Source organism: Streptomyces sp. AF1A (genome assembly GCF_047340315.1).
Lineage (GTDB): Bacteria > Actinomycetota > Actinomycetes > Streptomycetales > Streptomycetaceae > Streptomyces.
This window is the reverse complement of record NZ_JBLEBI010000274.1, coordinates 1-6,123: the sequence shown is the minus strand read 5'-3', so window position 1 is coordinate 6,123 and position 6,123 is coordinate 1. Positions and strand designations below refer to the sequence as shown.

Sequence of the window (6,123 nt, the reverse complement as noted above, 5' to 3'; positions counted from 1 at the left end):
GCCCGGCACCGCGACCTCCGGCCCGGCTATGTCCGCCCACACGGCCGGTGCCCCGCCCGCCTCGGCGTCCGCCCCGAGCCGCTGCCGGCACCACTCCACGATCTCAGCCGGTGTGGCGCGCTGTGCCGGATCGGCGGCCAGGCACCGGGCGAACAGCGGACGCAGCGGCTCGGGCAGCAGCGACAGGTCGGGTTCGCCGTGCACGATCCGGTACAGCACGTTGACGGCCGGGCCGTCCCCGTACAGCGATCTGCCCAGCGCCGCGAACGCCGCCGTCTGACCGAGCGCGAAGACATCGGTCGCCGGCGTGATCTCGCCCCCGGACGCCTGTTCCGGGGCCATGAACGACGGCGTGCCGATCGTGCCGCCGGTCGCGGTGTACGAGGTCCCGTCGGCGGCCAGCGCGATGCCGAAGTCGATCACGCGGGGGCCGTCGGCGGCCAGCAGCACGTTCGACGGCTTCAGGTCCCGGTGCACGACGCCCGCCGCGTGAATGGCCTGCAGCGCCTCGGCCACCCCCGCCATCAGCCACAGCACCGCCGGTACCGGCAGCGGCCCGCGCCGGGCGACCGCCTCGGCCAGCGACGGCCCGGGCACGTACAACGTGGCCAGCCAGGGCGGCGCTCCGTCCGCGTCGGCGTCGATCAGCTCGGCGGTGTACGCGCCCCGGACCCGCCGGGCCGCCTTGATCTCCCGCGCGAACCGCCGCCGGAACTCCGGGTCGTCCGCCAGCTCCGGCCGTACGACCTTGATCGCCACCGGCCGTCCGCCCGGCGTGTGCGACAGGTAGACCACGCCCATGCCGCCCGCGCCGAGCCGCGCCGCGAGCCGGTAACCCGCCACCGCGGGCCGGTCGCCCGCCTGCAGTGGCTGGAAGACGTCTGTCGCCTGATCCATCGGCCCCGTGCCCCCCGAGTGTCATGTTTTGACCAAGGGCAGCAGCCTAAGCGGCTGTCAGTGCGGCTCGCTACGGTCCCCGACCATGACCGACACCGAGGACTTCCTGACCGCCACCCGCACCTTCTACGACACCGTCGCCGAGGACTACGCCGGGCACTTCGGCGATCACCTGGCCGACAGGCCGCTGGACCGGGTCCTGCTCGGCGGGTTCGCCGAGCGGGTGGGGACCGGCGGGAGCGTCGCCGACCTGGGGTGCGGGACCGGCGTGGCCACCGCGCATCTCGCCTCCCTGGGCCTGTCCGTCCTCGGCCTCGACCTGTCAATGGCCATGCTCGGCGTCGCCCGCCGCGAGCACCCCGGGCTGCGCTTCGGGCAGGGCTCCATGCTGGACCTCCCCCTGGCCGACGGCGCCCTGGCCGGGGTCGTCTCCTGGTACTCCATCATCCACACGCCGGACGGGGAACTGCCCCGGCTCTTCGGCGAGTTCCACCGCGTCCTGGCGCCCGGCGGACACCTGCTGCTCGCCTTCCAGGCCGGCGAGGCGCCGCTCCGGCTCGACCGGCCCTGGGGCCGTCCGGTGGTGCTGGACTTCCACCGCCGCCGCCCGGACCGCATGGCGGAGCTGCTCGCGGACGCCGGTTTCGCGCTCGGCTCACGCACCGTGCGCCCGGCCGACGAGGCGCGCGGCGAGTCCGTCCCGCAGGCCTTCCTGTACGCGCACAAGCCCGCCTGACCGGCCTGCCCGCCCGACCGGGGAAGGCCGTTGAAACCAGGAGTACCGGGGGCCTCCCCGGACCCGGGAACCAGCGGGGACGGCATGGGGATCGGCGGCCAAGAGCATCGGTCGCGTCGCCGGGGAGCAGCCGGCGGCCGGATGACGGTCCGCTCGTGTGATCCGTCACCGCCGATCCGACTGCAGCGATCCGTCGCTGTGATCCGTCTCTTCCTGGGGGTTTCCACATGCGTTCCACCGCATCGCGTACGAAGACGGTTCTGGTCGCGCTCACCGGCACGGGCGTCCTCGCGCTCGGCGCCGCCGTTCCCGCGGCCGGCGTGTCGGGTCCGCTCGTGCGCGTCGCCGCGGATCTCACGGGTCACCCGGCGCACCCCGGCCCGGCCCTGGCGGACGACCGCGACCCCTTCGTCGTCGCGCACTGACGTCGTCGTCCCACACCGACTTCCTCTCGCGCACCGACGCACCCGGCATCCGGCGCACCGCGCGCTCGGGGCCCGGCCTTCAGCATTCGGCACCGGTCCCCGACCGCACCGCGCCCCGCGCGCCGGTTGCCGCAGCGACCACGGCACCGTCCGGGCTCACCCCCCGGCCGGTGCCGTTTCCACGAGACCACCGGGATCACCAGGCCCTGATCACCAGACCCTGATCACCAGACCCTGATCACAGGCCCCCGATCACCGCCCTACCACCGCCGCCCCGCCTCCGTGACCCCCATCGCGTCGTACAGGGCCTGCGCCGCCCGCAGGTGCCGGGACGCCGTCCCGTCGTCGCCCAGGGCCCGGGCCGCTTCCGCAGCCGGTCGACCAGGTACTGCACGGTCCAGCGGGGCCGGTTGCGCAGCCGGGCGGTGGTGACGCGCAGCGCGAGGGGCAGCCCGCCGCACAGGCCGGCGAGCCGGGCGACGGCCTCGGGTGCGGCGCCGGTGCGGTCGGCGCCGAGCATGCGGGTGAGCAGGGTGACGCTGTCGTCGGCGGAGAGCAGTCCGAGGGAGAGCCACTCGGCGCCGTCGAGGTCGAGCATGCGGACCCGGCCGGTGAGGACGGCGAGGCAGTCCTCGGAGGCGGGCAGCAGGGGCCGTACCTGGGCGGCGCCCGCGGCGTTGTCGAGGACGAGCAGCAGCTTCCGTTGCGCGGAAACGGTTCTCCACAGGGTGGTGCGCCGTTCCAGGTCGTCCGGAATGCGCTCGTCGGGGACGCCCAGGGTGCGCAGCAGCGAGTGCAGCACGGCGCCCGGCTCCTGGGCCTTCTCGCCGGGGCTGAAACCGCGCAGGTCGACGAAGAGCTGACCGTCGGGGTAGTCGGCGGCGAGCAGATGGGCGGCGTGCACGGCGAGGGCGGTCTTGCCGCTGCCGCCCATGCCGTCCACCCCGATGATCCGGGTGCCCCCCGTCGCCGGGGTCCGGCCCACCGCGAGCAGGCGGGCCAGTTCCTCGTCCCGGCCGGTGAAGTCGGGCAGGTCGTAGGGCAGGGTGCAGGGCGCGGCCCCGGCGCCGGCGGTCCCGGCGAGCGGGGCCGGCAGCAGCAGGGCGGCGCGGTCGGCCACGGACTGCGGCAGGCGGGGGGCGACCTCGGGGCTGTCGCGCAGGATCGCCTCGTACAGCCCGGTGAGTTCGACGCCCGGGTCGATGCCCAGCTCCTCCACGAGCAGCGCGCGCACCCGGCCGAACTCCTCCAGCGCCTCCGCCTGCCGGCCGGCCCGGTACAGGGCCAGCATCAGCCGGCCGCGCAGGGTCTCCCGCAGCGGGTGCGCGGTCACCAGCTCCCGCAGCGGGCCGATGAGTTCGGCGGACTGGCCGCGTTCGAGCTGCAGCTCGTAGTACTGCTCCGCGATCGCCATGTGGCGCTCCTCCAGCGCCAGGGAGGCGGCGGAGATCACCGCGCCGCCGGCGCCGGCCATGACCGGGCCGCGCCACAGGTCCAGGCAGGCCCGCAGATGGCCGACCGCCTCCTCGGACCGGCCGTCCGCCATCGCCTGCCGGGCCTGCCGGGACCACTGTCCGAACTCGTGCAGGTCCAGCTGGTGTTCGCCGAGGACCGCGCGGTATCCGGGGCCGTCCGTGACGATCAGCCGGGCGCCGTCCGGGATGCGGGTGCGCAGCGCGGCGACGGCCTTGCGGACCTGGTGGCCCGCGGTCTGCGGCGGCTCCTCGTCCCACGCGGCGGCCACCAGCCGGCCGAGCGGCACCATCCGGCCCGGCTCCAGCAGCAGGGTGACGAGCACCCGCTCCTGCGTGGGGCTGCCCAGTCGCACCCGGTGCTCACCGTGCCAGCCTTCCAGCGGGCCGAGAATGTTGAACCGTACGACAGGACGACCCGATGCCGCCGATTCCACGTACCGTTCCCCCCGCTACGTTTCGTCGCCCAGCCCGAGTTGTTCGGACCAATCCTAGGTTGTACCCGAACCGGCAGGCGCGTGAAGGCCTCTTCACGCTACCGCCCGCCGTCCTCCCGTACGAGCGGGACGCGCACCGTTTTCAAGCCAGTTGAAGCAGGACCGGGCCCATGTCCGGGGTCAGCGCCGGATCGTGGCGGAGGATGGCGCTCTCCACCTTGCGCAGCGCCGGAGACGGCTCGATGCCCAGTTCCGCGTCGAGCCGGCCGCGCATGCGCCGGAAGACGTCGAGGGCGTCGGCCTGCCTACCCGAGCCGTACAGGGCGATCATCAGCTGCTCGCAGAAGCGTTCGCGCAGCGGGTGGTTGGTGTGCGCCTCGGCCAGTTCGGCGAGCACGGCCGCGTGGTGGCCGAGCCGCAGCTCGGCGTCGAAGCGCAGTTCCATCGCGCGCATCCGGTACTCCTCGTAGCGGGCCCCGGCCAGCTGGCACAGGGTTCCGCCGGGGAAGCCGCCGAAGACGGGCCCGCGCCACAGCCCGAGCGCCTCGCCGAGCAGCCGGGCCACGCGCGCCGCGTCGTCGGGCGACGCCGACTCCGCCTGCCGTACCGCCGCGACGAACTCCGCCGCGTCCAGCTCCCCGTCGCCGACGACGAGCCGGTAGCCGGAGGGGTGGATGGTGACCCGGGACGCCGGCCGGTCCGGCTCCAGCGCGCGCAGCTTGCGGCGCAGCCTGCTGACGTGCGCCTGCAGCGCGTTCGCCTGGTTGTCGGGTACGGCCTCGCCCCACATCTCCTCGACCAGGCTCTCCCCGGACACCGGGCGGCTGTCGCTGACCAGCAGGGTCTGCACCAGGACGCGCTGCAGATCGCCGGAGATCTCCGCGGGCCCGGAGACGGTACGGATCTGCAGTGCTCCGAGGATCGAGAACTTCAGCACCTGACTCGGCCTCCTGTCGACGTCGCTGGCGTCGTCGTCCTGATTCCGGCGACCCGTCAACAGTGCGGCGCGGCTCTACCGGTTCGTTCCCGATCCGTTCCCGGTCACCAGTTCCGACAGGGAGGTCACCCGCTGGGCCGCCACCTCGGGGGAGTCCGCGTGCACGACGAGATGACCGGGGCGCAGGGCGTCCGGCGGCGACACGTGCCGCACATGCGGCAGCACGCCGACCTCGCCGGTCTCCAGCCGCCACGGCGGGTTCAGCACGGCCGCCGCCGCGTACCGGCCCGGCCGGACCGTGTCCACCAGCCGCCCGGCCAGCACCCGCACGGCCCCGGCCGCCAGATCGAACCCCCCGGCGGCCTTCAGCAGCTCCGGCACCGGGTCCCTGGCCAGTTCCGCACGGCAGCCGGTGATCACCGGCCCGCGCGCGGTCAGCTCGACGTTCGTGTGCGCCGGCCCGTACTGGTACCCGGTCAGGTCCAGCAGGGCGGTCACCACGGCCCGCACCTCGGCCGCGGTGTCCTCCGTCAGCGGCGCCGGGTACAGCAGCCCGTACGGCATGCGGGCCGTGATCCCCACGGTCTGGTGCATCCCGTGCACGCTGAGCGTCTGCACGCCGAGCCGCGTGCCGCCCTCGGCGGGCGCGCCGGCGTCCGGTGACAGCCGGTTGTCGCGCACGAGCCGCCGTACCGCCTCCGGGTCGGCGAGCACGCGCAGGGACCGGGCCGGGTTGACGAACAGCCCGGCCGCGGCGGCCTCGTCCAGCACGGGGCGCAGCGCCCGCTCGTCGAGCGGGTCGGCCTCGGCGGACCGGACCTGGACACCGGTCCGCGCGGCTTCGCGGAGGAGACGCTGGTCCGGGTTCAGCAGGAAGATCCGGCGAACGTCGTTGTCTTCTTTCATGCCTCTGCTCGGGGGACGGAGTCGGCGAGGGTGGAAGGGCAGGTTACGAACGGGGGTTACCGATCCGGTCCCGGTCGGTTCCCGGGTGGGCGTGGGCCCAAGACGCTCACTTCCTCCGCGTGACCAGCCGACCGAGGTGCGAGTGGAACGACCCGTACGCTACCCGTTCGCCGGAGTGTGCCGCGGGCGGATCCACACCAAACGGAGCCGCTCGGTTCGGCGGGCGGCGCGGCCGTCCGGCGCGCTGCCGCCGGGCCGTGCGCAGCGCTCGCGCACGGCGTCCACGAAGGCCAGGGCGGGCGGGCTCCGCGCG

Annotated in this window: 6 protein-coding genes; 2 read left to right on the top strand and 4 right to left on the bottom strand. The window is 74.6% G+C overall.

Annotated features, from left to right (window positions below; genetic code table 11):
* The coding region (locus ACLU3S_RS35280) for a serine/threonine-protein kinase (RefSeq protein ID WP_413956055.1) at positions 1-897 on the bottom strand (897 nt) is incomplete at its 3' end.
* An 85-nt stretch (positions 898-982) separates the two neighbouring features.
* Between ACLU3S_RS35280 and ACLU3S_RS35275 the strand changes: the two genes are divergently transcribed.
* Together ACLU3S_RS35275 and ACLU3S_RS35270 are read left to right on the top strand one after the other, a co-directional pair.
* Positions 983-1,633 carry a class I SAM-dependent methyltransferase gene (locus ACLU3S_RS35275; protein WP_413956054.1) on the top strand — a complete coding sequence of 217 codons (651 nt, stop codon included), beginning with the start codon at positions 983-985 and terminating at the stop codon, positions 1,631-1,633.
* A gap of 227 nt (positions 1,634-1,860) precedes the next feature.
* Complete coding sequence (locus ACLU3S_RS35270; protein WP_413956053.1) at positions 1,861-2,058, top strand: hypothetical protein; 198 nt, start codon at positions 1,861-1,863, stop codon at positions 2,056-2,058.
* Between the two features lie 238 nt (positions 2,059-2,296).
* On the opposite strand, the gene ACLU3S_RS35265 is transcribed toward ACLU3S_RS35270, so the two are convergent.
* From ACLU3S_RS35265 to ACLU3S_RS35255, 3 genes are all read right to left on the bottom strand, one after another.
* Positions 2,297-3,967, bottom strand: coding sequence for a BTAD domain-containing putative transcriptional regulator (locus tag ACLU3S_RS35265; protein ID WP_413956052.1), 1,671 nt, complete (start codon positions 3,965-3,967; stop codon positions 2,297-2,299).
* Positions 3,968-4,109: 142 nt separating this feature from the next.
* Positions 4,110-4,904 carry an AfsR/SARP family transcriptional regulator gene (locus ACLU3S_RS35260; protein ID WP_413956051.1) on the bottom strand — a complete coding sequence of 265 codons (795 nt, stop codon included), beginning with the start codon at positions 4,902-4,904 and terminating at the stop codon, positions 4,110-4,112.
* A gap of 75 nt (positions 4,905-4,979) precedes the next feature.
* Positions 4,980-5,810 carry a hypothetical protein gene (locus ACLU3S_RS35255; RefSeq protein ID WP_413956050.1) on the bottom strand — a complete coding sequence of 277 codons (831 nt, stop codon included), beginning with the start codon at positions 5,808-5,810 and terminating at the stop codon, positions 4,980-4,982.
* Positions 5,811-6,123: the final 313 nt, after the last annotated feature.